The following is a 23,848-nucleotide window of genomic DNA, read 5'->3' on the forward strand; positions in this document are numbered from 1 at the left end:
GCGGCCCCGGTCCTGTCGTCACGTTCGCGTCGTCCGCGCATGCCGGAGCGGCACGGGACGCGGCGGTGGTCGTGGGACGGGCCCCCTGTCCGAGCGCGGCCGGAAGCGGCAGCCGGGAGCAGGGGGAGGTCGCGGAAGGTGTCAGGGAGTGTCGGGTGAGCGGGCGGTGCGCTCGGCACGGCGCCCGGACGGAGACGGGGGTACGTCGTGCCGGTGGCGCGTGCGGCCGCACGTGTCCCCGGTGGACGCACCCCGCACTGCTAAAGTGGAGGTACCCCTCCACTGTAGCGGAGGCATACCTCCGCTTCAACCTCGTCCCGCCCGGGAGGCAGCAAGTGACCGCCCAGCCGTTCCCCATCAGCGAGATCGTCGCGACCCGGCGGCCCCACCGGAAGGACGCGGCCCGCAACTACGACGCGCTGCTCACCGCCGCCCGTGAGGCCTTCGCGGAGCAGGGCGCCGAGGCCTCTCTGGAGGACATCGCCCGTCGCGCGGGGGTCGGCATCGGCACGCTGTACCGCAACTTCCCCACCCGCAGACACCTCTTCGAGAGCCTGTACGCGGACGAGGTCAACTCGCTGTGCGAGGTCGCCGAGGAGGTCGCGGACCTCGCACCGTGGGAGGCGCTGACGGCCTGGCTGGACCGGTTCGCCGGCTACATGGTGACCAAGCGGGCCGTGCGCGAGGCCCTGAACGACGAGTCGGAGATCTTCGCCGCCTGCCGCGAGTCCATGTACGCGGCGGGCACCCCCCTGTTCGAGCGGGCCCAGCGGGCCGGCGAGGCCCGCACGGACATGACCTTCGTCGACCTGCTGCGCATGGTCGCCGGAATCACCGCGACGACCTTCGACGACGACACCCAGCGCGACCGGGTGATGGCCATCGCCCTGGACGGCGTACGCGTCACCCACTGACGTGCCCGCCCAGGGGTCCCGGCGGGCTCTCCTCCCTGCGGAGGATGCCTTCACGGAGGAGGCGGCCACGAACCGTTCCTCCCCAGGCCAGAGGGGCGGCCCCGGCGGTCCGTCTACCGTGGGGACCATGACCCTGATGGACTCGTTCGCCGGACGGCGCGTGCCCCCGGCCGTCACGGACGCGGGTCTGGCCCTGCTCTTCACCGCGGGCGCGTTCGTCCCGCTCGCGCCGATGCCGGCCGACGTGCCCGAGCTGCGCACTCCGGACGCCCTGTTCTTCGTACTCGCCCTGCTGTCCGCCCTGCCGCTGGCCGTCCACCGGCGGTTCCCCCTGCCGGTGCTGCTCGTCATGACGGTGGCGGTGGCCGCGCTCCAGGCACGGCACTACATCCCGCACCTCTCGGGACCCCAGGGCACCTCCATCGGGCCCTCCTACCTGGGCGTGGCCACGGCCGTCCTGCTGACCGCCCGGCGGGGCGCGCCCAGGACGGCCAGCCTGGTCGTGGCCGTGGTCATCCCGGCCGCGGCCGTCGCCGAGGCGGTCCTCGCCCCGCACGGGCACCGCATCGCCACCCTGCTGGCGGACGCCGTGCTGCTGGTCGGGGCCTGGGCGCTCGGCCGGCTGACCCGGGCGCGCGCCGCCATCCGCGACCAGGTGCTGGAGCGGGCCGCCGCGCTGGAACGCGCGCAGGAGGCCAACGCGCGCGCCGCCGTCATGGAGGAACGGGCCCGGATCGCCCGCGAACTGCACGACATCGTCGCGCACAACGTCAGCCTGATGGTCGTCCAGACGATCGCAGCCGACCGGATCCAGGACCGCGACGGCGACAAGGCCCACGAGCTGCACGGCACGATCGAGGAGACGGGCCGGGCGACCGTCACGGAACTGCGCCGGCTCCTCGACGTCCTGCGTACGGAGGACGAGGCGGACGCCGACCCGAGCAGGGAGCCGCCGCAGCCCACCGTGCAGGCCCTGCCCGCGCTGGTGGACGCGGTGCGCGCGGCGGGCCTCACCGTGGACTTCACGACGACCGGGGCACCCGCCGAACTGCCCGCGGGCTCGCACCTGACCGTCTACCGCGTCGTGCAGGAAGGGCTCACCAACACGCTCAAGCACGCGGGCCGCACCCACGCCGAGCTGACCGTCGCCTGGGAACGCAGGCACGGGCGGCTCACCGTCCGGCTCTGCGACGACGGGCCCCGGCCGGGCGAGGGGGCGGCGCCGCGCCCGGCAGGCCTGCCCGACGGGCCCGGTCATGGACTGCTCGGCATGCGGGAACGCATCGGGGCCGTGGGCGGTTCGCTGCACACCGGCCCGCGTCCGGGCGGCGGCTACTGCGTGCACGCGGTCGTACCGCTGCCGTCGTCGACGCCGACGCTGTCACCCGTACGAACAGAAGCACCGACACCGGCGGCATCGGCATCGGACGATCTTTCATTCGACCTCGCAGGGCACTACGAAGGGCATCCCCCGCATGCAAGCCATCCGCGTCCTGCTGGTCGATGACCAGCCCATGATCCGGACGGGATTCCGGCTCATCCTCGAAGCAGAACCGGACATCACGGTCGTCGGCGAGGCGGCGGACGGCGTCGAGGCCGTCGACAGCGCCCTGTCCCTGCTCCCGGACATCGTCCTGATGGACATCCGGATGCCGAACATGGACGGCGTCGAGGCCACCCGCCGTATCGCGGAGACGGGGTCACCGAGCCGCGTCGTCATCCTGACCACGTTCGACCTGGACGCACACGTGGTGGACGCCCTGCGCGCGGGGGCCAGCGCCTTCCTCGTCAAGGACGGACCGGCCGACTCGCTCGTCGGCGCCATCCGTACCGTGGCCGCCGGTGACGCCGTGCTCTCGCCCCGGGTCACCCACCGGCTGCTCGACCGCTTCGCCCATCTCGGCGCGCCCGCGACCCCCGACGTGCCGTCGCGCCTGGGCGCGCTCACCAGCCGTGAACTCGATGTCCTGCGGGCCCTGACCCGTGGACTGTCCAACGCGGAGATCGCGCTGGAACTGGGCGTGGGAGAGACGACGGTCAAGACGCACGTCGCGCACATCCTGGAGAAGTACGGGCTCCGCGACCGGGTGCAGGCCGTGATCCTGGCGTACGACTGCGGACTGGTGGTGCCCCGCAGTCCTCGGTGAGTCAGTACTCCAGTTCCGGCCGCAGGCGCAGTGGGCCGCCGACCGTGTGCAGATGCCTCAGCACCTGGGCGTACGAGTCGAGGAGGCTCGTCTCGTGGTACGCGATGCCGTGCCGGGCACAGAAGGTGCGGACGAGTTCCTGGGCGTGGCGCAGGCTGGGCCGCGGCATGGACGGGAACAGGTGGTGCTCGATCTGGTAGTTCAGTCCGCCGAGGGCCAGGTCGGTGAGCCGGTGGCCGCGGATGTTGCGTGACGTCAGCACCTGCCGGCGCAGGAAGTCGACCTTGTCGTCCTTGCCGAACAGGGCCATGCCCTTGTGGTTGGGGGCGAACGAGCACCCCATGTACAGCCCGAAGAGTCCCTGGTGCACCGCGATGAAGGCCACGGCCTGGAGCGGGGTCAGGACCAGGAACAGGGCGGCGAGATAGCCGCCGATGTGCGCCGCCAGCATGGCCGCCTCGGCGAGCCTGGCAGCGCGCCCGGTCCGCGTACGGCCGCGCTCGAAGGTGGCCTGTACGCCGGCGACCTTCAGGGCGAGGCCCTCAAGGAGCAGCATGGGGAAGAACAGCCAGGCCTGGTGGCGGCCCAGCCAGGCGTACGCGCCGCTGCGGACGCGGGCCTGGTCCTCGGTGAAGGCGATCGCGCCGTCGGCGATGTCGGGGTCGCGGTCGACGTGGTTGGGGTGGGAGTGGTGCCGGGTGTGCTTGTTGATCCACCAGCCGTAGCTGAGGCCGACCAGCAGGTCGGCGTGGACGCGGCCGAGCACGTTGTTGACGCGCTTGGAGGCGGCGATCTGGTGGTGTCCCGCGTCGTGCCCGATGAACGCGGTCTGGGTGAACATCACCGCGAGGAACGCGGCGGTCACCAGCTGCCACCACGACGGTCCGATCAGCGCGAAGGCGGTCCAGCCGGCGGCCAGCAGGAGCAGGTTCGCCCCGACCTTGACCGCGTAGTAGACCGGGCGCCGCTTCAGCAGCCCGCTCTGCTTGACCTCGCGGCAGAGCGCGGCGTAGTCGCTGCCCCGGCGGGCGGGAGGAGGCCTGGTCGTCCGGGCGGGATCCGCCGGATCGGCGCCCCGGTCGATGGTGTCGGTGGTGCTCACGTGTGTCCTCTCGGGGTGCGGCTCTTGTCGGCCCGGCGCCGGATGCACGCCGAGGCAGGCCCGCGTACGGGCCTGCCTCGGAAAGGGCCTGCCTTGTGAAAGAAGGCTCGGGAAGGGCGCTCCTCAGAGCGGGCGGACCTGGTCCGCCTGCATCCCCTTGGGGCCCTGGCTGGCCGTGAACTCCACCTTCTGGTTCTCCTCCAGGGAGCGGAACCCTTCGGTGTCGATGGCCGAGTGGTGCACGAAGATGTCGTCGCCGCCCTCATCGGGGGCGATGAAGCCGAAGCCCTTCTCCGCGTTGAACCACTTCACAGTTCCAAGAGCCATGTGATGTCTCCTTCGAGTCGAGATGCTGGTGGCCAGCTGTCGAAGAAAACCGTCGAAAACACTTCGCGAACTTCAACTACAACCACTCTCACAACGTCCGGTGTGCCGGATACGTTCCCGATGGGCGAAAAAGCCCAGGGGCCCGGCTTCGGCCCCTTCCCTGCGGGTCGGCGCCGAATGCGGGAGGGAGTACGGTTGCGGCACCGGGCGCACCTCGTACGCCGTCACCCGTTTCGGCGTCGCACTCGGAGAACGGCAATGGCCGACGCAGAACGATTCCGGCCGGAAATGAGCCGCACGATGCCTTCAGGCTCGTACCGCCCCGCCGTCTCCCCCACTCCGTTCCGCAGCCCCTTCCGCACCCGCCGATAGCGACCTTCCCCGCTCTGCGGCGAGACGGCCCTCCCGCCGGCCGAACGTGTGCGCAGGCACCGGCAAGACCGTTCCCGATCCGGTCGGTCCTGCGTTGCACACCCCGGACGGAACCAGCTCGACGATCGAAGCGGCACCACGATCGAACCAGCACGACGACAACGAAATAGAAGGACGCGCATGAGTCTGTTGAGTCTCGGAGTACTTGCCTCCTCCCGCAAGGAGAACGAGTTCCGGCTGCCACTGCACCCCGGTCACCTCGACCGGATCGCTCCCGACGTACGCGCGAAGATCTTCCTGGAAGAGGGTTACGGCAGCAGGTTCGGTGTCGGTGACGACGCGCTGCGGCCTTTGGTGGGCGGACTGCGCTCCCGTGAGCAGCTTCTCGACGAGTGCGATGTGCTCCTCCTGCCCAAGCCGATGCACGAGGACGTGGCCCAGCTGCGCCAGGGCCAGGTGCTGTGGGGCTGGCCGCACTGTGTGCAGGACGAGCGGATGACGCAGCTCGCCATCGACCGGCGGCTGAGCCTCATCGCGTGGGAGGCCATGAACCACTGGACCTCCACGGGCGCCTTCAGCGTCCATGTGTTCCACAAGAACAACGAACTGGCCGGCTACTGCTCGGTGCTGCACGCCCTGCAGCTCGGCGGACTGACCGGCAGTTACGGCCGCCGGATGCGCGCGGTGGTCATCAGCTTCGGGGCCACGGCACGCGGGGCGGTGACGGGTCTGGGAGCCATGGGGATCTCGGACGTCACGGTGCTGACCCAGCGTGCCGCCGCAGCGGTCGCCTCGCCGATGCCGTCGGTCGTGATGGGCCACTTCGCCGAGCGTGAGGACGACCCGTCCCGGCTGGAGGCCCTCACCGGGTCCGGCCGCGTGCCGCTCGCGGAGTATCTGGCCGGGTTCGACGTGATCGTCAACTGCATAAGGCAGGACACCGACGCGCCGCTCACGTTCGTCACCGAGGAGGAACTGGCCCTGTTCAGGCCGGGCACCTTCTTCGTCGATGTCTCCTGCGACGAGGGCATGGGCTTCGAATGGGCCCGGCCGACCACGTTCGAGGACCCGATGCCCGCGGTGGGCCCGGGCTGTCACTACTACGGCGTGGACCACAGCCCGTCGCATTTGTGGAACTCGGCCACCTGGGAGATCAGCGAGGCGCTTCTGCCGTATCTGCGCAAGGTGCTGAGCGGCCCGGCGGCCTGGGACGGTGACGCGACGGTCAAGAACGCCATCGAGATCCGCGACGGTGTCGTCCTGAATCCGAAGATCCTCTCCTTCCAGAAGCGGTCGGCCGTGTACCCGCACGCCGTCGAGGTCCCGGCCGCCGCGCTCCCGACGGCTCCGGTGCTTCCCCCTGCGCCGAAGGACGGAGTCACCTCTCCCGCGGGAGCGTCACCGGGCGGTCGTTCCTCAGCTCGGTGAAGAGGGTGCGGGCGCGGCGGTCGTCCCACTGCACCGCGCTGCCCTTGGAGGTGGCGAGCGCGGGGTCGGACACGGGCACGTTGAGCTGACGGCCGCCGCCCGCCGTGACGCCCCGCATCGCGCGGAACAGGGTCATGAGGTCCCGCAGGCCCGTGCCCTTGTCGACCACCAGCGTGTCCAGGCCCGCGCCGAGGGTCGGGAAGGACCTGGCGGGGTTGAGGAGGGTGCCGGGGGTGACCGCCTTCTCGGCGAGGGCGGTCAGGAACTTCTGCTGGTTGCGGGTTCGGCCCAGGTCGCCCTGGGCCTCCTGCTTGCGCTGCCGGACGAACGCCAGCGCCTCGGAGCCGTCGAGGGTCTGGCAGCCCTTCCGCAGGTCAGCGCCCGAGTTGGGGTCCTTGACGTCCCGGTCCAGGCACATGTCCACCCCGCCGACCGCGTCCACCACGCCGACGAAGCCCGCGAAGCCGATCTCCGCGTAGTGGTCGACGTGCAGCCCGGTGTTGCTCTCCACGGCCCGTACGAGCAGGTCGGGGCCGCCGAGGGAGAACGCGGCGTTGAGCTTGTTCGGCTCGGCGCGGTAGCTGCGGCCGGTCTCGGGGCGGACGTACGGCGGGACGGTCACCCAGGAGTCGCGCGGCAGGCTCAGCATGGTGGTGCCGTTGGCGCCGGTGTGCAGCAGGATCATCGAGTCGGTGCGGCGCCCCTCGGCCGAGCCGGTGCGCAGGTCCTTTTTGGCCTGCTCGGACAGGCCCGCCCGGCTGTCGGAGCCCACGATCAGGTAGTTGGTGCCCTTTCCGGCCGGTGCACGGTCCGGGAGCGCGCCCAGGTCGACCTCCTGGTCCAGCTCGGTGTCGGCCCACACGTAGGTGCCGGCGGAGGCCGCGACCAGCGCGGCGAGCAGCAGGACCGCCAGCCGCACGGCCCTGCGGCGCCGGGTGGGTCGGGGCTTCGGAGACCTGCCGCCGGTCGCGCTCCGACGGGGCAGGCCCCCGTCGTCCGTACGACCCTGGCCCGTACGACCCTGGCCCGTGCGGCCCTCGTGCGTACGGCCCGGGGTGGCCGGTGAGGGCATGCCGGGCAGTGGTGCCGTACGGGTCGAGGGCGGGGCGCCGTTCCCGCGCCCCGGCCACGCACCGTGGCCGGTCCCGTGGTCGGTCCGGTCGTTCATCCGCCTGTCCAGTCCCTCGGCGTCCGTCACCCCGGTCGCGGGGTCATCCCATGGGCACGCTCTTATACGGGGCGGGGTCGCCGATCTGTTCAGCGGCGGTGCCGGAACGCTTCATGATCTGCCATGTCAGCCGGCTGCCGAGCAGCACGGCGACCACGGACTGGATGACGACGAGATACATCAGCTGCCGGTAGACGACGAGTTGGAACGGCATCCACCACAGCGTCCGTACGCGCTCACCGTCGAGCCTCAACGCGTAACCGGCGCAAAGCAGTTGGACGCCCATGAAGGCGAACCACACCGCGGCCGAGGCGATCGGGTCGAGGAACAGCACGCCGTACAGGGCGAACACGTCGATGACCGGGGCGAGCAGCGGGAGCGCGACCTGGAAGATCGCGAGGTACGTGAGTCCGCGCCGGCCGAAGCGTCCGGCCACGCCCGTCTCCAGCACGGCGCCGCGGTGCTTCCACATGGCCTGGATCGTGCCGAAGCACCAGCGGTAGCGCTGGCGCCACAACTGCCGCAACGAGGTGGGCACTTCGGTCCAGGCGACGGCGGACTCCTCGTAGAGGACGCGCCAGCCGGCCCGCCACAGGGCCATCGTGAGGTCGGTGTCCTCGGCGAGGGTGTCGTCGCTGACCCCGCCGACCCCGGCCAGCGCGTCCCGGCGGAAGGCCCCGATCGCGCCGGGCACGGTGGTCATGCACTCCAGCACCTCGAACATGCGGCGGTCGAGGTTGAAGCCGAAGCAGTACTCCAGGTGCTGCCACTTGGCGAGCAGTCCGCGCCGGTTGCCGACCTTGGTGTTGCCGCTGACCGCGCCGACGGCCGGGTGCGCGAGCGGCTGGACGAGGTGGTGGACGGCGTCCGGTTCGAAGACGGTGTCGGCGTCGACCATCACGAGGATGTCGTGACGGGCGTACTCCAGGCCGGTGTTGAGGGCGGCGGCCTTGCCCGCGTTGGCCTTGCGGATCACCAGTACCCGCGCGTCACCGACGCCTTCGGCGAGTTCGGCCGTACGGTCCGTGGAGCCGTCGTCGATCACGACGATCTGCAGCCGGGGGTAGTCGGAGGCGAGCAGTGAGCGGAGGGTGGCCTCGATCCCGGCCTCCTCGTTGTAGGCGGGGACGAGCACGGTGACCGGTTCCGTCACCTCCCGCAGCCAGGGCGCGCCGGGCCGGGACCGTTCGAGCCGGCGCACATGGGCGCGGGCGAAGTGGACGAGCAGCAGCAGCCGCAGCACGCCGAGAGCCCCGGCGACGCCGAGCGTCCAGGTCATCGCCTCCGAGAAGGCGCGCCCCAGCCAGGCGGTCCTGATCAGGGCCGTACCGCTCCAGCGCTCGACGGCCGACACCCGCTGGTACGGCGCCAGCCGGGTCCCGGCCGAGACCGTCGTGTAGCGGTCGACGCCCGGGTTGCGGAGCAGCTTCTCGGTCTCCCGGTACGCGGTCGCCGTCTGGCTGAACTGGCGGACCATGCCCTGCGCGGGCTTGCGGGACGCCTTGTCGGCGGCGACCAGCACATAGCCCTGGGCGGTGGCCTGCCGGGCCGCCGTCCACTCACGGCCGCACAGGGTGTCGGGCGAGGTGGTCCGCGGCATCCGCAGCAGATTGGTGCGCAGGTCGGCGGTGCTCGCCAACACGCTCTGCGTCAGGTCCAGTTCGGCGGAGAAGCGGAGGGCTGACGTCTCGCCCAGGACGGCTCCGGTGTAGGTGTTGGAGCCGATCTCGTGGCCCTCGGCGCGGATCCGCCGTACGAGGTCCGGGTGGCGGGCCGCCCGGGAGCCCAGGAGGAAGAAGGTGGCGCGGGCCCGGTGCTTCTTCAGCAGGTCGAGGAGGCGCGGGGTCCAGACGGGGTCGGGGCCGCCGTCGAAGGTGAGCGCGACGGTGCGGGCGGGCATCGAGGCGGTCTGTACGCCGTTGCGGTTGATGCCGATGACGGGGCCGCCGCGGGCCACGGCGTCGGGGGCGGGCGAGGTGCAGGCGGAGCGGGTGTCGGCGGCGTCGACCTCGTGGTTGGTCCAGCCCTCGAAGAGGAGGGCGGCGAACATCGCGGGCAGGACGAGTATCAGCAACAGCCAGTGCCCTCGCGGATCGCGGGTCTGTTTGTGCCGGGCCCTCACCAAGCGCCGCCCCTCCGCCCGGCCGTTCCTCTGCCCTCCCCCGCGTCGGTGGCCGATGCGCCGGAAGAGGTCTGCCGGCAGTGGCCGGTGGGGCCGGAGTCACGCACGGGGCTACGCATGGGGCGCGAGTCTAGCCACAGCCCTGCGTCCGCACGGGGTCATTGCCGAGCCTCACAGGAAGGGAGGAATCCGGTTGGGTGCTGAGATATGAGACCAGCCGTCCCGTATCCTGAGACCCATGTTTGACATTAGGTGACCTTATGAACGATAAAGGACATGCTTTGACCATGTAATAACGATCCGTGTTCGCCCCACCGGCGATCCGGGATCGCCGCTGCCCTCCTAGTCGAATGAGCCCGCCGTGCCCCAGTCCACCGCCGCCCCGGCCTCCGTCGACCCCGGGGAGGAGTGGCAGGCCTGGCGCGCCGAGCGCCACAGCTCACTCACCTCGCCGACCGGGAACCTCGCCCTCGTCGAGACCCGCTGGCTGCCCGCCGGTGAGGAACCCGACGTCGAGGCCGCCCGCGCCGGGCAGCCGGACAGCGTGACGGTCACCACGCTCCGGCGCACCGACCTCGTCACCGGCGCACCCGAGCACGGCCTGCGCCTCTGGGACGCGGAATCGCCCGCCATCCGGCACTTCGAGGGCGTCAGTGCCTTCCCGTACGACCCGGCGTGGGTCCTGGAGGCGGCCTACACCCCCGTGTCCGGCGCCCGCCGCGTCGCGTTCGAGCATCTGAGGGACAACGGCGGCACCCGTGAGCTGGTCGTCCCGGGCGACATCACGCTCACCGTCGACGGCCGCGAGTACACCCTCAGCGCCTTCGACGACGACGGCACCCTGCTCCTCGTCCTCGGCGACCCCACGAACGGGGACACCACCTACGGGGCCGGCCGTTTCCTGTTCGTACGGCGTACCGAGGACGACAACCGGGTGATCCTCGACTTCAACCGGGCCTTCGTGCCGCCCTGCGGGTTCTCCGATCAGTACAACTGTCCGATGCCGCCGCGGCAGAACCGCTTCCACCTGGCCGTCCAGGCCGGTGAGAAGCTTCCCCTCTTCCGCGACGGCTTCCCGGACCGGCACTGATCGACCCTCCACACTGAATCCCGCAGCACCGGGCAGCTCCCGGCAGCACCCCGCGGCTCCTCGTAGCGAAGGCACCTGAACCCATGAGCAAGAACAGCAGGACCAGAACGTCCCTCTACGGCACCGCCACCGTGGCCACCCTCGCCCTCGGCCTCACCGCCTGCGGCGGCGGCTCCGGCGGCAGCGCCTCGTCCGGCACCTGGGACAAGAACGCCACCGTGAACATCGGCTCCCTCTACGAGCCGCAGAACCTCGACAACACCGCGGGCGGCGGCCAGGGCGTCACCGAGGCCCTGAACGGCAACGTCTACGAGGGTCTGTTCAAGCTCACGGACGACGGCAAGGTCGAGAAGCTCCTCGCCCAGAACCACGAGGTGAGCAAGGACGGCCTCACCTACACCTTCACCCTGCGCGACGGCGTGAAGTTCCACAGCGGCAAGGAACTGACCAGCGCGGACGTCAAGTACAGCCTGGAGAAGGTCCTCGGGAAGGACTCGCAGTCCGCCCGCAAGAGCAACCTCGAAGTCGTCAAGGACATCGCCACCCCCGACGCGAAGACCGTCAAGGTCACCCTGTCGAAGAAGTCGATCTCCTTCGTCTACAACCTCTCCTACGTCTGGATCATCAACTCCGAGGCCAAGAACCTCAAGACGACCGAGGACGGCACCGGCCCGTACAAGCTCGCCAAGTGGACCCGCGGCTCCGCGCTGAGCCTCGACCGCTTCGCCGGCTACTGGGGCGACGCCGCCGCCAACAAGAAGGCCGTCTACCACTACTACAAGGACGCCTCCGCGCTGAACAACGCGCTGCTGACCAACGCCGTCGACGTGGTCACCAGCGAGCAGTCGCCCGATGCCCTGGAGCAGTTCAAGAGCAACAAGAACTACAAGGTCAACGACGGCGACTCCACCACCAAGCTGCTCCTCGCCTTCAACGACAAGGCCAAGCCCTTCACGGACGTCAAGGTCCGCCAGGCCGTCTCCGCGGCCATCGACGACAAGAAGCTCCTCGAATCCGTGTGGGGCGGCTACGGCAAGCTCATCGGTTCGATGGTGCCGCCGACCGACCCCTGGTACGAGGACCTCACCGACGTCAACGCGTACGACGTCACCAAGGCCAAGAAGCTGCTCGCCGAGGCCGGCTACGCCAAGGGCTTCTCCTTCACCCTCGACACGCCGAACTACGACCCGCACCCCACGGCCGCGACCTTCATCAAGTCGCAGCTCGCCAAGGTCGGCATCACCGTCAAGATCAACACGATCACGCCGGACGAGTGGTACACGAAGGTCTACAAGAACCACGACTTCACGGCCACGCTCCAGGAGCACGTCAACGACCGCGACCTGGTCTGGTACGGCAACCCCGACTTCTACTGGGGCTACGACAACAAGCAGGTCACCCAGTGGGTCGAGCAGGCCGAGGAGGCCTCCACGACCGAGGAGCAGACCGAGCTGCTGAAGAAGGTCAACCAGAAGACGGCCGAGGACGCGGCCAGCGACTGGCTCTACCTCTACCCGCAGATCGTCGTCGCCAGCAGCAAGCTCTCCGGGTACCCGCTCAACGGCCTGAACTCGCAGTTCTACGCCTACGACATCAAGAAGAAGGGCTGATGGGGCGCTATCTCCTGCGCCGCCTCGCGTTCCTCCTGGTGTCGCTGGCCCTGGCGAGCGTGGTGCTCTTCGTACTGCTGCGCCTGCTCCCCGGCGACCCGGCCAACGCGCTCACCTCGGTGGGCGCCAGTCCGGAACAGATCGCCGCGGCCCGCCACTCCATCGGCTCCGACCGTCCGCTGCCCGAACAGTTCACCCACTGGCTCGGGCAGCTGACGAGCGGCGACCTCGGCACGTCGTTCGTCAGTTCGCTGCCGGTCGGCCCCGAGGTCAGCGCCCGGCTGAACGTCACCGTCCCGCTGACCCTGGCAGCGTTCGTGCTGGCCGTCGTCATCGCCGTACCGGTCGGCTTCGTGGCCGCGTACAAGCGTCACACCTGGTACGGGGCGGTGCTCAGCGGGATCTCCCAGCTGGGCATCGCCGTGCCGGTGTTCTGGCTCGGCATGATCCTCATCGCCGTGTTCGCGCTGAACGCGGGCTGGCTCCCGTCAGGCGGCTTCCCGCAGGACGGCTGGGACGCACCTGCCGAAGCCGTCCGCTCTCTGGTCCTGCCCGTGGTCACCATCGCGCTCGTGATGGGCGCCTCCCTGATCCGGTACGTGCGTTCCGCCACCCTCGACGTCCTCGGCAGCGACTATCTGCGCACCGCCCGGGCTCTGGGCGCGTCCTTCCCGCGGGCCATGTGGCGGCACGGGCTGCGGAACGCCTCCGTCCCCGTGATCTCCATCCTCGGGATCGAACTCGCCTCGACCCTGCTCGGCGCGGTCGTCGTCGAGTCGGTGTACGCGCTGCCCGGCCTCGGCTCGCTGCTCGCCACCGGTATCGCCCAGCACGACTACCCGGTCGTCCAGGGCGTCCTGTTCGTCTCGACCCTCGCCGTCCTCCTGATCGGCTTCGCCGCCGACCTGGTCCAGCGGATCATCGACCCGCGGCTGCGCGGACGGCTCTCCGGAGGTTCCCGATGACCCTGCCGGCCGCCCCGCTCAAGGAGACCGAGCCCACGGAGTCGACGACGCCGGTCTCCCGCCGCCGCCGTTCCGTCACACTGCTCGCGGGCTGCTCGCTGACCGCCCTGATCGTGCTGCTCGCCCTCGTCTCGCTCGTCTGGCTGCCCTTCGACACCGACGACACCTCCGGCGGCCGGCTCGCGGGCCCCGGCGACGGACATCTGCTCGGTACGGACAAGCTGGGCCGGGACCTGCTCACCCAGCTGATGACCGGCGCCCGTATCGCCGTGCAGGCCGGTCTCGGCTCCGTCGCCATCGCCGCGCTCGTCGGGGTCACCCTCGGCGTGCTCGCCGCGTTCGCGCAGGGCTGGCTCGACGACACCCTCGCCGCGTTCCTCGACATCCTCATCGCCTTCCCGACGCTGCTGCTGGCGATGCTCGTCGTCGCCGCCCGCTCGGCCACCCTCGGCTCCGCGATCCTCGCGATCGGCCTCGCCCAGAGCGCGGTGGTCGCCCGCCTCGTACGGATCCTCGTCAAGCGGGTCCTGGCGCAGGACTACGTCACCGCCGCCCGGACCTCGGGCACCTCCTGGCCGCGTACGGTCGCGGCGCACATCCTGCCGAACATCTGGCCCACCCTCGTGGTCAACCTGGCCCTCCAGTTCGGCCTCGCCGTGCTCGCCGAGGCCGGACTGTCCTACCTCGGCCTCGGCGCCCCGCCGCCCAACGCCTCCTGGGGCCGCATGCTCCAGGAAGCACAGGCCACCTTCACCACCGCACCCGCGGGCGCGCTGGCCCCCGGCATCCTGCTGGTCGTGCTCGTCGTCGGCGTCAACCTCGTCGCCGACGGACTGCGCGACACCCTCGACCCGGCGACCCGCCGGAGGCGCACATGACCCCCCGAGACACTCCCCCCGGCCCCCTGCTCGACGTACGCGGCCTGACCGTGCGCACCGACGACGGCCGCACCCTCGTCGACGGCCTCTCCTTCACCGTGGGCAGCGGCGAACGGCTCGGTCTGATCGGCGAGTCCGGCTCCGGGAAGTCCCTGACCACGCTCGCCCTGCTGGGTCTGCTGCCCGACGGCATGACCGCCACCGGCAGCGTCGAACTGGCCGGCACGCAGATCGTCGGTGCCCCCGAGAAGCGCCTCACCGCCGTACGCGGCCGGGACGCGGCCGTGGTCTTCCAGGAGCCCCTGACCGCCCTCGACCCGCTGATGCGCATGGGCCGCCAGATCGCCGAGCCGCTGGCCCGCAGGACCGGCCTCAAGGGCCGTGACCTGCGCACCGCCGTCACCGACGCGCTCGTACGGGTACGGCTGCCCGAGCCCGACCGCATCGCCCACGCCTTCCCGCACGAGATCTCCGGCGGCCAGCGCCAGCGCGTCGCCCTCGCCATGGCGCTGGCCTGCGAACCGAGCCTGCTCGTCGCCGACGAACCCACCACCGCGCTCGACGTCTCCGTCCAGGCCGAGATGCTGGAACTGCTCGACACCCTCGTCCGCGAACGTGAGATGGCCGTGCTGTTCGTCAGCCACGACCTCGCGGTGGTCGCGAAGGTGACCGACCGGGTGCTGGTGCTGAAGGACGGGCGGGCCGTCGAGGAGGGCCCCGTCCTGGACGTCGTCACCGCGCCGAAGGCCGAGTACACCCGGGCCCTCGTCGCGGGCGCCCGGAAACTGGAGTCCGCCCTGGACCTGAGGAGCCCGCGATGACCCCCGAGCCGAAGCCGACGGACGGGGCGCGGGCGACATCCGTGCTGGAGCTCACGGACGTGGCCGTACGCTACCGGGGCGCCGCCGCCGACGTCGTACAGGGCGTGTCCCTGGCCGTCGAGCCGGGGCAGTCGCTGGCCCTCGTGGGGGAGTCCGGCGCCGGGAAGACGACACTGCTGCGGATCCTGCTGGGGCTCGCCCGTCCCACCGCCGGTACCGTCCGCTTCGACGGTGAACCGCTCGCCCCGCGCGACCGGCGGCAGATGCGCCGCTTCCGGCGGGGTGTCCAGTGCGTGTTCCAGGACCCGTACTCCTCCCTCGACCCCAGCCGCCGCGTCGCCGCGATCGTCGCGGAGCCGCTGCGTTCCCTGGGGCTCGACTCCCGGACGAGCGCCGCGCCGAAGGTGGCCGCCGCGCTGGAACGGGTCGGGCTTCCGGCCGACGCGGCCTCCCGCTACCCGCACGAGTTCTCCGGCGGCCAGCGTCAGCGCATCGCGATCGCCCGCGCCATCGTGTGCGACCCGCGCGTGCTGCTCGCCGACGAACCCGTGAGCGCGCTCGACGTCACCACCCGGGTCAAGGTCGTCGACCTGCTGGCCGAGCTGAAGGAGGAGCGGCGGCTGACCCTCGTCATGGTCTCCCACGACCTGTCGGTCGTCGCCTCCCTGTGCGAGCGCACGGCGGTACTGGAGAGCGGCCGGCTCGTCGAACAGGGCGACACCGCCCAGGTGTTGGGCGACCCGGCCCACCCGTACACCCGGCGCCTGATCGACAGCGTGCCGCGGCTGCCGGTCTGAGCGGGGCACCGCACGAACAGCCGCCGCACGAGCAGCCGCCGCACGACGGTCCCGGTCAGGCGCCCGTGCCGCCCAGGGCGGGTGTCGGGGCGAACCGCACGGGCAGTTCGGTGAGGCCCCGCAGCCACGGTGACTGACGGCGCTTCAGGGACTCCGCCGGTACCGCGAGGTCGATGTCGGGCAGCCGGTCGAGGACGACCTCGATCCCCGTCCGCGCGATGACCTCCGCCACCTCCTGTGCGGGGAAGGGGCAGCGGTGTTCACCGTGACTGAAGGAGAAGTGCGCGTTGTTGCCGCCCGTCAGAGCGGCGTGGTCGGCGCGGATGTGCGGGTCCGAGTTGGCGGCCTGGAGTCCGAGGAGCAGCAGGTCGCCGGTGTTGATGCGGACGCCGCCGAGGTGGGTGTCGCGGGTGGCGTAGCGGCCGGGCATGTTCTGGGTCGGGGTGTCCTCCCAGAGGACCTCGTTCATGGCCTCGGTGACACTGCTCCGGCCACCGAAGAGGGAGGCCGCGAAACGGGCGTCGGTGAGCATGAGGTGGAGGGAGTTGCCGATCCAGTCGGCGGTCGGCTGATGGCCCGCCGACAGCAGGATCATGATGTCCTGGACGATCTCCTCGTCGCTGAACCCGCTCCGGTCGGCCAGGATGCGGGAGGCGACGTCGTCGCCGGGCGCGATGCGCTTCTCGGCCACCAACTGCTGGGCGGCGGTGTACAGATGCTGCTCGCCCGCCAGCGCCCTGTCCCCCGCGTCGATCATGTCGGTGAGGGAGGCGACCAGTGCCGTGGCCTTGGTGTCGTCCCAGCCGTAGATACGGGCCAGGACGCGGGCCGGGAGCAGCTTGGCGTACTGGCCGATCAGATCGCCGCTGCCGGCGGCGCAGAAGGAGTCGATCAACTCGTCGGCGAACTGCTCGGCGTGCGCCCGCAGTTCGGAGGGGTCGACGCCGTCCAGAGCGTTGCTCAGCATCGCGGAGCGGGTGCGGTGCCGTTCGCCGACGGTGTAGAGGATGGACGGCTGCTTGCGCCCGATGACCGGCGCCAGGGGCCAGTCCTCGGGAATGTTGTCCCACTGGTTCCACAGCTCGGAGTCCCGGCTGAAGAGCCCCGAGTCGCTGGTGACCTGGTGCAGTTCACGATAACCGAGCACCAGCCAGGCGGGGATGTCGCCGTCGAGGAGGACCGGTGCCACCGGGCCGTGCTTGCGCCGCATCTGCCGGTACAGCTCGGCCGGTTCCTCGTGCGAGCTCGGACCGCGCAGGGGGATGGGACTCACACCAGCTCCTGAGGCGAGTTGCGGACATGATCGGTGTGCAGTCGGTGGACGTACTCGACCAGGGTGATCAGGACCTGCTTGCTGGACTCGCGCGAACGGGCGTCGCAGCCGATCAGCGGGACGTGCGCGTCCAGGTCGAGGGCCTGGCGGATCCGCTCGGGAGAGTGCGCGGGGCCGCCGAAGTCGTTGCAGGCGACGACGAACGGGGTGCCGTGCTTCTCCAGGCGGTCGATCGCGTACCAGGAGTCGTCGATGCGCCGGGTGTCGACGAGGACGACCGCTCCCAGGGTCCCGTAGAAGAGGCGGTCCCACAGGAACCAGAAGCGCTGCTGGCCGGGCGCCCCGAACAGGTAGAGCACGTTGCGGGCGTCGAGGGTGATGCGGCCGAAGTCGAAGGCGACGGTGGTCGCGGTCTTGGCGCCGACGCCGGTGAGATCGTCGACGTCCGCTCCCGCCTGCGTCATCGTCTCCTCGGTGTTCAGCGGGCGGATCTCGCTGACCGAGCGCACCAGGGTGGTCTTGCCCACTCCGAAGCCGCCCACGACCACGATCTTCAGTCCGTTGTCGGCGGATGCGCTCAGGGGAGCGCTCGCTCTAGAGATTACGGAGTCCAACGAGCACCTGCTCCAGGATGTCGAGGTCGGGTAGGGCCTGCTGCCGGCGGGGGTGACGGGCGCTGACGCGGCCCGCCGCCAGGAGGTCGGACAGCAGGATCTTGGTGATGCCGACCGGCAGCCGCAGTTCGGCGGCGATCTCCACGACCGCGGTGGGGCGTTCGGTCATCCGCAGGATCGCCGCGTGCTCGGACTGCATGCCGGGCACGGGGTCGCACTCGGCGATCACGAGGGTCACCAGGTCCAGAGGGCTGTCCGCGCCGACCCGGCTGCGCCCCGAGGTCAGGGTGTAGAACCGGTCGGGAGCGTCGTCCCTGCCCGGCCTGCCGGCGTACGCGGTCATGAGGCCCGGGGCGGGGCCGTCAGGTGTTCGCCGAGTTGCTCGATCAACTCGCTCATGTTGTGTCCGATGAGGCCCGCGTCGGCGTCCTCGTCCGTGACGACGGCCAGATGCGCGCCCTGGCCCGCCTCGACGATGAACAGCACGCCGCCGTAGAACTCGGCCATGGCCGTACGGACGCCGCCGGTGCCGTCGCCGAACTCCACCGACGCGCCGTGCGACAGGGACTGGATGCCGGCGGCTATCGCGGCGAGCTGGTCGGCCTGGTCCGCGGAGAGTTCCGGGGTGCGGCACAGTTTCAGGCCGTCACGGGAGAGCACGAGCGCGTGCCGTGCGCCCGGGGTGCGCTTGAGCAGGCCCTCGATGAGCCACGTGAGTTTGTCGTCGGCGGTCGTCGTGCCGGTCATGAGGTGGTGTCGCCTTCCGGGTGAGACTGCGGGGGGACGGAGGATCTCGGGCGGGGAGCGTGCGGGCGGTGGTGCCGGGGGTGGCGGAGGCGGACCGGGCGGCCGGTACGTTCCCGGCCCGTCACGGCCGTTCCGGTTGTTCCGGCAGGGGCCGCCGTCGGACGAGGAGTTGTCGGGCGTCGGCCTCAGCCACTCATGGGGGCGGGTGGGGACTGACGGGTGTCGGGTGCGGTGGTGCTGGCGCTGGCACCGGGCTCGGTGGCGGGTGCGGTGCCGGGCGCGGGTGCGGTGCCGGACGGTTGGTCCGCCGTGCCCGCCGTGCCCGCCGTACCCGCAGTACCCGCCGTGTCCGCCCCGGCCGTAGCGCGCTGCTCGGCAGCGGCGGGAACCCCGCGCACGGCTTGGCGGAAGCTGCCGAAGCGGGCGGCGCGTACCTGTACGTCCACGGCGGACGGCGCGGTGTGCGGTGTGGTGGAGTGCGCCGCCACACGCGCCCGCTCGGCCTCGGCCTCGGCGAGGGTCCGTCCGCGGCGGCGCCGGGGCAGATCCTCCACCGACTCCTCCTCACCGATGGCCGGGCCAGGGGTGCCGGAGGGGGCAGGGGTGTCGGAGGTGGCGAATGCGTGCGCGGGGGCGGGGCCGGGGCCGGAATCGAGGTCACGGCCGGGCGCGAGAGCCCGTGCCGCGTCGGCACCCTTCTCCGGGGCGGGCGCCACGGACCCACCGTGGCGCCGGGGCAGTTCCGGGGCAGCGGGCGCGGTCGTGGTGCCCGCGGTGGCCGACGGCTTCCGGGCGGCCGGTACCTCCGGGGTGCGGTCGGCCGGCGGGATCGAGGTGCCCTGGACGACGAGGATGTCCTGCGGAACGAGCAGCAGAACGCCGGTGCCGCCGCGGGCCGAGGGGCGGAAGGAGATCTTGAGGCCGTACCGGTGGGCGAGCCTGCCGACGACGGCGAGGCCCAGCCGGGTGCCGGTGAGACCGCCGAGTTCGCTGCCCCGGCCGGTGACCGCCTCCTCGGCGCGGCGCAGTTGCAGGTCACTCATGACCAGGCCGCTGTCCTCGACGGACACGATGACACCGGCCGGCACCTCCTCCACGTAGACGTGCACCTCCGCGGTCGGCGGGGAGAAGTTCGCGGCGTTGTCGAGCAGTTCGGCCAGCGCGTGCATCACGGCCTCGGCGGCGTGCCCGGCGACGGCGGCCTGGCTGGCGGAGTGGACCCGGACCCGCTGGTAGCTGCCGATCCGGCCCATGGCGCCACGCAGGATGGACTCCATGCCGATCGGCCGCGCCCAGCGTCGGCCCGAGCGGGCTCCGGTCAGCACCGCGAGGGAGTCCGCGAGCCGGCCGGCCTGCGCGGTGCGGTGGTCGAGGTGGAGGAGGTCGGCGAGGACGTCCTCGTCGGCGTGCCGCTCCTCCATGGCCCGCAGGTCGGCGAGCATCGCGGTGGCCACGGCCTGCATGCGCCCCGCCGCGTTGGCGGTGGCGGAGACGGCGGCGGTGCGCGAGGCGTTCGCCTCCCGCAGCCGCACCGTGAGCTGCGCGTTCTCCTCGGCGAGCCGGGCACTCTTCGTGCTGTGCTCCCGGGCGAGATGGTCGCGTTCGGCAGTCAGCGAGTCGGCGAGCCGGGCGTGCTCCGCGCCCTGTTCCTGAACGATGCGGGCGCGTTCGGCGGCCAGCGAGTCGGTCAGCCGGGCGTGTTCCTGGGCCAGTTCCGCCGTCAGGCGGGCCCGTTCCCTCTCCAGCTCACCCGTCAGCCGCACGCGTTCGAGACGCGTGTCCTCGGTCAGCCGGACACGTTCCTGGAGCATCCGGCCGACGTCCTGGGTCAGCGTCTCCAGCCGCCGGCGCATCGTCCGGCCGGACAGGACTGCGTAGACGGCCACGACGACGGCCGCGCACAGCAGGAGGCCCGCCGCGCTGCCGCCCAGGGCGAGAGGCAGGCGCACGCCGGGCGGCGCGATGACGACCGCGCCCGCGACCGCGAGCCCGGACAGTACCGCCGTGAGCACGAAAGCCGTCAGCAGGCCGCGGGTGGCGGGCCGTTCGCCCGGGTGCGTGGGGGAAGTCATCGCTCGTTTCCTCGGTCGGTTCCGAGGGCGTTCACCGTGATCTCGGATGGCCTTCGGGTCGGTTCCTTGGGACAAGTCCCTGCAGCAGGCTGCCAGTAGTTTTTCGGCTCACTACATACAGGTGTGAGCCTTCACCTCTGCGCATCTGGCGGTCACTATATGGGACTTTACGATCACAGTGAAAAGGTCTTGGTCTTACTTTTCACATCTACACACACGTGTAACCAACGCGAACAGGTCGGACGCGGGAGGAGCGGCCCGGGATCGGAGGTGGCTGAAAGAGGTTCGTCCGGTCAGGAACACCGAGGGTGTCCTCGCCGGGCGACAAGCCGGCATCGGCGGACCCGGTCGTTCAAGAGGGCGCGCACTGGTTGCCTCTTGAACGCTTTCTTCGTCCTGTCGGTGTCCGGCCCTAGCGTGTGCACGTGACCCAACTCCCCCATCAAGCAACCGACTTGAGCCCATCGGCCGAGCACCCGCACGCAGCCGGACCCCCTCTCGCCCTGCGGAGCGCAGACGCAGCCGCAGATGTAGACGCAGAGACAGAGGCAGCAGCGGATGACGGAAAGGACGAAAGCGGCACGATGAGACTGGTCGAACTCGTGGAGGCCGGCGACCTCGCCGGAGTGGTCCGGGAGCTGGGCGCCCTGCCGCCGGAGCGGCGCGGGGCGTGCGCGGCCGGGCTGAAGGCCCACCGCGAGGCGATCTCCCGGCGGGTGAACACCGCGGAGGTGAAGGCATGCCTGTTCGCCGCCGAACTGGGCTGCCAGGTCACCCCCGGGGCCGCGGCGGCCTGGCTGCTGACGTACCGGTACTTCAAGGTGGACACCTGGACGGTGGACGTCCTGGACCTGTACCCCCTCGCCTGGCGCGCCGAGCTGGTGGCACGGCTCGGCGACAGCGCGACGGCCTCGGACACGGTGTATACGATCACCGAGCACCTCGTCCATGACACCGGCTGCCCGCTGCCGGCCTCCCGGAAGTTCGTCCTGGCCTGGCTCTCCAACCGCGCGAACGACCGGGAGCGGCCCGCGCGGGTACTGGGCGGGGTCCCGGGCGGCGACCTTCTGGAGCGGCTGCGCGCGGACGCCTTCACCCCGAAACTCGTACCCCTGGCCGTGGAGAGACCGGGGCGGGTCGTCTTCGGCCGTCCGGGGTGGCTGCTGGAAGCTCTCGTCGCCCTCACCGCCGAGGGGTTCGCCGACCGTGACGAGCTGGTCGACAACCTCTTCGCGGACCTGGTCGCCGATCCGCCGGACGGCGCCCAGGCGGCGGCCCTGCTGGAGACACTCGCGCTCACCCCGGCCGAACACGCCCGGGTGGCCCCCGCACGGGCCGCGCTGGCCGGACAGCTCCTCGGGCGCCTGCCGGCCGACGGCACACGCATGGAGACCGCGCCGTTCCTGGAGTTCCTGCGGGCCCTGAACTGCGCACCGGCCGAGAACGCGCTCCTGGTACGGGGCCATCTGGCGCTGCTCGACGGGTCGTTGCCGGTGGCCGCCCACGCCCAGGAGACCCTGACCGGCCTGGACGAGTCGGGCCTGCTGGAGCCCGGCGCGCTCACCGAAGCGTGCGAACGGGTTCTGGTCCGACCCGAGAAGAAGCTGGTCCGCGCCCAACTGACCTGGCTCGACCGCGCGATCCGGCGGGACCCGGCGCGCACGGACAGGCTGCTCGTCGACCTGTCCATCGCCTTCGAGCACCGGGATCTGGCGATACAGGAGCGCGCACTGAACCTGACAGCTCGTCACCTCCGTTCTGCCGGGGAGTCGGTGCTCCCGGAGCTTCGGCAGGCCGCCGAACGACTCAGTCCCGGACTCGCGGCGCGAGCCGCCGAGTTGTTCGGCCTGTCCGGCGCACACGAGGACCTGGGCGGCACGCCGGAGGCCGTCGCCACCGAGTCGTACGCGGACACGCTGCCCCCCGTGCCGGTTCCGAGCCCGGTGCCGGGGCCCCTTCCGACGGCCACCGAAGTCGCGCAGGAGGTCGCGGCGGTCGTCGCGGGCGACCAGGACGTGGCGGCCTTCGAACGCGCCCTCGACGGACTGATCCGCCACGCCCACCTGGACCGGCCCGCACTGTCCGACGCACTGGAACCGGTCATGCGCAGCCAACCGAAGGACGCCTACGACTGGGTGCCGGCGGACCTCTACGACGTGGCGGCGGCAGTGCGGGGCGACGAACCGCGGTCACGCGTCGGCCTGCTGCACCGGGTCGTCCACCTCGGCCGGACCCGCCCGAGCAGCAGCTTCTCCCTGGCCGGCTCGATGCTCGCCGCACGGCTGGCCGAGGCGATGGAGATCGTCGAGTCCGGCACACAGCCGTTCCTGCTGGCCGTGCCCACCCTCTCCACCGGCGCGCTGGACGCAGCCGTCCTCCTGGAACGGATCTCCGCGCTCGACGCACTCGGTGTCGACCCGGCGCCGGTCGACCTGGCCCAGGCCCTGCTGCGGGTCACCCCGACGGCGGACGACGAGGTGCTGCGCGCGGCCGGGGCCCTCGACTCCCCCGCCGGCCGGCGGCTGGCGCACTGGCTGCGCGCGGGCGGGCTTCCGCACCAGGACTCGGAGCCGAAGGGCCGGCCCCACTGCAAGCCGCCGAAGCCCGCCTCGCAGGGCTGGTGGACGCCCGCGCGGCCGGGGGCGGCCCTCGATCCCGAGTTCCCGTTGGCCGCGGCGGCGCTGGTCGGGCCGTACGCCGGCAACAACGGCCTCGCCGACCCGATCCGACCGTTCTGGGTGGCCCAGCTGCCGCACCACCGCGAGGAGTTGATGGCACGGGACTACTTCGAGTCGCGTACGTCCCAGACGGGGTGGCCCCGCGTCCTGCCGCACGTCGCGGAGTCCGGCGGACCGGCGGGTTGGTCGGTGCACCTGGCCGTGGCCTTCGGGCTGATCTGGCGCATCGACACCCCCGCGGTGGTGGACGCCCTGCTGGTCCTGGCCTCGCGAGGGCAGTTGGACAGCGGGCTGCTCGGACGGCAGCTGGAGGCGTTACTGAACGACGAGTGGCCCGGCGCGGGCCGGGCGGCCGAGTCGCTGCGGTTCGTCGCCGAGACGGGTGCGTACGCGACCGTGTGGTCCGTCCTGGCGGCGGCCCTGCCCGGCCTGCTCCGGGACACCCCGGTCCGGGGCGTGGGCGACCTGCTGGCGCTCGCGGTGGAATGCGTGTCGCGCTGCGGTGCGAAGGGCGCGATCCCCGAGGTCACGACGACGGCGGACCGCAAGGGGTCGAGCTTGCTGGTGAGGAACACGCGACTGCTGAGGGACGCGCTGCGCTGACCCCCGCGCGGTGACCGGCGGTCCCGCCCATAAATGGGCGGGACCGCCGGTCGGGGCGACGGGGCGGGGCCCCCGCCCCCGCCCCCGAGGCCGGGGCCGGGGCCGGGTCCGGGTCCGGGT

Annotated in this window: 20 protein-coding genes; 11 read left to right on the forward strand and 9 right to left on the reverse strand. The window is 71.5% G+C overall.

The window, feature by feature from the left end; translation table 11 throughout:
• The first annotated feature begins 335 nt into the window (after positions 1 to 335).
• The 3 genes from ACZ60E_RS07185 (at position 336) to ACZ60E_RS07195 (ending at position 3,061) form a co-directional block, all read left to right on the forward strand.
• Positions 336 to 914, forward strand: a complete 579-nt coding sequence (locus ACZ60E_RS07185; protein WP_384804676.1) for a TetR/AcrR family transcriptional regulator — start codon at positions 336 to 338, stop codon at positions 912 to 914.
• Between the two features lie 127 nt (positions 915 to 1,041).
• The gene (locus ACZ60E_RS07190) at positions 1,042 to 2,421 is read left to right on the forward strand and encodes a sensor histidine kinase (RefSeq protein ID WP_469438871.1); all 1,380 of its coding nucleotides are present in this window, start codon (positions 1,042 to 1,044) and stop codon (positions 2,419 to 2,421) included.
• Entirely contained in the window at positions 2,390 to 3,061 is a 672-nt protein-coding gene (locus ACZ60E_RS07195) for a response regulator (RefSeq protein ID WP_453794537.1), read from the forward strand. Before ACZ60E_RS07190 ends, ACZ60E_RS07195 begins: the two co-directional genes overlap by 32 nt.
• Position 3,062: 1 nt before the next feature.
• Here the strand turns inward: ACZ60E_RS07195 and ACZ60E_RS07200 are convergent, their stop codons facing one another.
• The gene (locus tag ACZ60E_RS07200; protein ID WP_453794536.1) at positions 3,063 to 4,163 is read right to left on the reverse strand and encodes a fatty acid desaturase family protein; all 1,101 of its coding nucleotides are present in this window, start codon (positions 4,161 to 4,163) and stop codon (positions 3,063 to 3,065) included.
• Positions 4,164 to 4,286: 123 nt separating this feature from the next.
• Positions 4,287 to 4,490, reverse strand: coding sequence for a cold-shock protein (locus ACZ60E_RS07205; RefSeq protein ID WP_384804684.1), 204 nt, complete (start codon positions 4,488 to 4,490; stop codon positions 4,287 to 4,289).
• A gap of 552 nt (positions 4,491 to 5,042) precedes the next feature.
• On the opposite strand from ACZ60E_RS07205, the gene ACZ60E_RS07210 reads away from it, so the two are divergent.
• A complete protein-coding gene (locus ACZ60E_RS07210) occupies positions 5,043 to 6,290 on the forward strand; it encodes a N(5)-(carboxyethyl)ornithine synthase (RefSeq protein ID WP_469438872.1) in 1,248 nt (415 codons plus the stop codon).
• On the opposite strand, the gene ACZ60E_RS07215 is transcribed toward ACZ60E_RS07210, so the two are convergent.
• Together ACZ60E_RS07215 and ACZ60E_RS07220 are read right to left on the reverse strand one after the other, a co-directional pair.
• The gene (locus tag ACZ60E_RS07215) at positions 6,241 to 7,458 is read right to left on the reverse strand and encodes an LCP family protein (RefSeq protein ID WP_469438873.1); all 1,218 of its coding nucleotides are present in this window, start codon (positions 7,456 to 7,458) and stop codon (positions 6,241 to 6,243) included. The genes ACZ60E_RS07210 and ACZ60E_RS07215 overlap by 50 nt on opposite strands.
• Positions 7,459 to 7,501: 43 nt before the next feature.
• Entirely contained in the window at positions 7,502 to 9,532 is a 2,031-nt protein-coding gene (locus tag ACZ60E_RS07220) for a glycosyltransferase (protein ID WP_469438874.1), read from the reverse strand.
• Between the two features lie 409 nt (positions 9,533 to 9,941).
• Between ACZ60E_RS07220 and ACZ60E_RS07225 the strand changes: the two genes are divergently transcribed.
• The 6 genes from ACZ60E_RS07225 (at position 9,942) to ACZ60E_RS07250 (ending at position 15,741) form a co-directional block, all read left to right on the forward strand.
• A complete protein-coding gene (locus ACZ60E_RS07225; protein WP_469438875.1) occupies positions 9,942 to 10,670 on the forward strand; it encodes a DUF1684 domain-containing protein in 729 nt (242 codons plus the stop codon).
• Positions 10,671 to 10,753: 83 nt separating this feature from the next.
• Complete coding sequence (locus ACZ60E_RS07230; RefSeq protein WP_384804696.1) at positions 10,754 to 12,280, forward strand: ABC transporter substrate-binding protein; 1,527 nt, start codon at positions 10,754 to 10,756, stop codon at positions 12,278 to 12,280.
• Positions 12,280 to 13,245: an ABC transporter permease gene (locus ACZ60E_RS07235; protein WP_384804698.1), complete on the forward strand. Its 966-nt coding sequence runs from the start codon at positions 12,280 to 12,282 to the stop codon at positions 13,243 to 13,245. The genes ACZ60E_RS07230 and ACZ60E_RS07235 overlap by 1 nt, the downstream gene beginning before the upstream one ends.
• Positions 13,242 to 14,123, forward strand: a complete 882-nt coding sequence (locus ACZ60E_RS07240; RefSeq protein WP_453794531.1) for an ABC transporter permease — start codon at positions 13,242 to 13,244, stop codon at positions 14,121 to 14,123. Before ACZ60E_RS07235 ends, ACZ60E_RS07240 begins: the two co-directional genes overlap by 4 nt.
• Positions 14,120 to 14,944 carry an ATP-binding cassette domain-containing protein gene (locus ACZ60E_RS07245; protein WP_469438876.1) on the forward strand — a complete coding sequence of 275 codons (825 nt, stop codon included), beginning with the start codon at positions 14,120 to 14,122 and terminating at the stop codon, positions 14,942 to 14,944. The genes ACZ60E_RS07240 and ACZ60E_RS07245 overlap by 4 nt, the downstream gene beginning before the upstream one ends.
• Entirely contained in the window at positions 14,941 to 15,741 is an 801-nt protein-coding gene (locus tag ACZ60E_RS07250; protein ID WP_469438877.1) for an ABC transporter ATP-binding protein, read from the forward strand. The genes ACZ60E_RS07245 and ACZ60E_RS07250 overlap by 4 nt, the downstream gene beginning before the upstream one ends.
• 55 nt (positions 15,742 to 15,796) lie before the next feature.
• Here the strand turns inward: ACZ60E_RS07250 and ACZ60E_RS07255 are convergent, their stop codons facing one another.
• The 5 genes from ACZ60E_RS07255 to ACZ60E_RS07275 all read right to left on the reverse strand — a co-directional run bounded on the left by ACZ60E_RS07255 (position 15,797) and on the right by ACZ60E_RS07275 (position 20,447).
• Positions 15,797 to 17,014, reverse strand: a complete 1,218-nt coding sequence (locus ACZ60E_RS07255) for a cytochrome P450 (protein ID WP_384804706.1) — start codon at positions 17,012 to 17,014, stop codon at positions 15,797 to 15,799.
• Positions 17,011 to 17,628, reverse strand: a complete 618-nt coding sequence (locus ACZ60E_RS07260; RefSeq protein WP_469438878.1) for a GTP-binding protein — start codon at positions 17,626 to 17,628, stop codon at positions 17,011 to 17,013. Before ACZ60E_RS07260 ends, ACZ60E_RS07255 begins: the two co-directional genes overlap by 4 nt.
• Positions 17,609 to 17,971 (reverse strand): DUF742 domain-containing protein, encoded by a 363-nt coding sequence (locus tag ACZ60E_RS07265; protein ID WP_384804710.1) that lies wholly within the window; start codon positions 17,969 to 17,971, stop codon positions 17,609 to 17,611. Before ACZ60E_RS07265 ends, ACZ60E_RS07260 begins: the two co-directional genes overlap by 20 nt.
• The gene (locus ACZ60E_RS07270; protein ID WP_210888142.1) at positions 17,968 to 18,375 is read right to left on the reverse strand and encodes a roadblock/LC7 domain-containing protein; all 408 of its coding nucleotides are present in this window, start codon (positions 18,373 to 18,375) and stop codon (positions 17,968 to 17,970) included. Before ACZ60E_RS07270 ends, ACZ60E_RS07265 begins: the two co-directional genes overlap by 4 nt.
• Positions 18,376 to 18,560: 185 nt before the next feature.
• Positions 18,561 to 20,447 (reverse strand): sensor histidine kinase, encoded by a 1,887-nt coding sequence (locus ACZ60E_RS07275; protein ID WP_469438879.1) that lies wholly within the window; start codon positions 20,445 to 20,447, stop codon positions 18,561 to 18,563.
• Between the two features lie 584 nt (positions 20,448 to 21,031).
• On the opposite strand from ACZ60E_RS07275, the gene ACZ60E_RS07280 reads away from it, so the two are divergent.
• Positions 21,032 to 23,728, forward strand: a complete 2,697-nt coding sequence (locus tag ACZ60E_RS07280) for a hypothetical protein (RefSeq protein ID WP_469438880.1) — start codon at positions 21,032 to 21,034, stop codon at positions 23,726 to 23,728.
• Positions 23,729 to 23,848: the final 120 nt, after the last annotated feature.

This window comes from Streptomyces sp. NPDC102514 (assembly GCF_055584525.1).

Excerpts from the sequence above, each read along its gene's own strand:
- ACZ60E_RS07190 (WP_469438871.1), top strand. The coding sequence starts at position 1,042 with ATGACCCTGATGGACTCGTTCGCCGGACGGCGCGTGCCCCCGGCCGTC.
- ACZ60E_RS07195 (WP_453794537.1), top strand. The coding sequence starts at position 2,390 with ATGCAAGCCATCCGCGTCCTGCTGGTCGATGACCAGCCCATGATCCGG.
- ACZ60E_RS07205 (WP_384804684.1), bottom strand. The coding sequence starts at position 4,490 with ATGGCTCTTGGAACTGTGAAGTGGTTCAACGCGGAGAAGGGCTTCGGC.
- ACZ60E_RS07210 (WP_469438872.1), top strand. The coding sequence starts at position 5,043 with ATGAGTCTGTTGAGTCTCGGAGTACTTGCCTCCTCCCGCAAGGAGAAC.
- ACZ60E_RS07215 (WP_469438873.1), bottom strand. The coding sequence starts at position 7,458 with ATGAACGACCGGACCGACCACGGGACCGGCCACGGTGCGTGGCCGGGG.
- ACZ60E_RS07230 (WP_384804696.1), top strand. The coding sequence starts at position 10,754 with ATGAGCAAGAACAGCAGGACCAGAACGTCCCTCTACGGCACCGCCACC.
- ACZ60E_RS07235 (WP_384804698.1), top strand. The coding sequence starts at position 12,280 with ATGGGGCGCTATCTCCTGCGCCGCCTCGCGTTCCTCCTGGTGTCGCTG.
- ACZ60E_RS07240 (WP_453794531.1), top strand. The coding sequence starts at position 13,242 with ATGACCCTGCCGGCCGCCCCGCTCAAGGAGACCGAGCCCACGGAGTCG.
- ACZ60E_RS07245 (WP_469438876.1), top strand. The coding sequence starts at position 14,120 with ATGACCCCCCGAGACACTCCCCCCGGCCCCCTGCTCGACGTACGCGGC.
- ACZ60E_RS07250 (WP_469438877.1), top strand. The coding sequence starts at position 14,941 with ATGACCCCCGAGCCGAAGCCGACGGACGGGGCGCGGGCGACATCCGTG.
- ACZ60E_RS07265 (WP_384804710.1), bottom strand. The coding sequence starts at position 17,971 with ATGACCGCGTACGCCGGCAGGCCGGGCAGGGACGACGCTCCCGACCGG.
- ACZ60E_RS07270 (WP_210888142.1), bottom strand. The coding sequence starts at position 18,375 with ATGACCGGCACGACGACCGCCGACGACAAACTCACGTGGCTCATCGAG.
- ACZ60E_RS07275 (WP_469438879.1), bottom strand. The coding sequence starts at position 20,447 with ATGACTTCCCCCACGCACCCGGGCGAACGGCCCGCCACCCGCGGCCTG.
- ACZ60E_RS07280 (WP_469438880.1), top strand. The coding sequence starts at position 21,032 with ATGAGACTGGTCGAACTCGTGGAGGCCGGCGACCTCGCCGGAGTGGTC.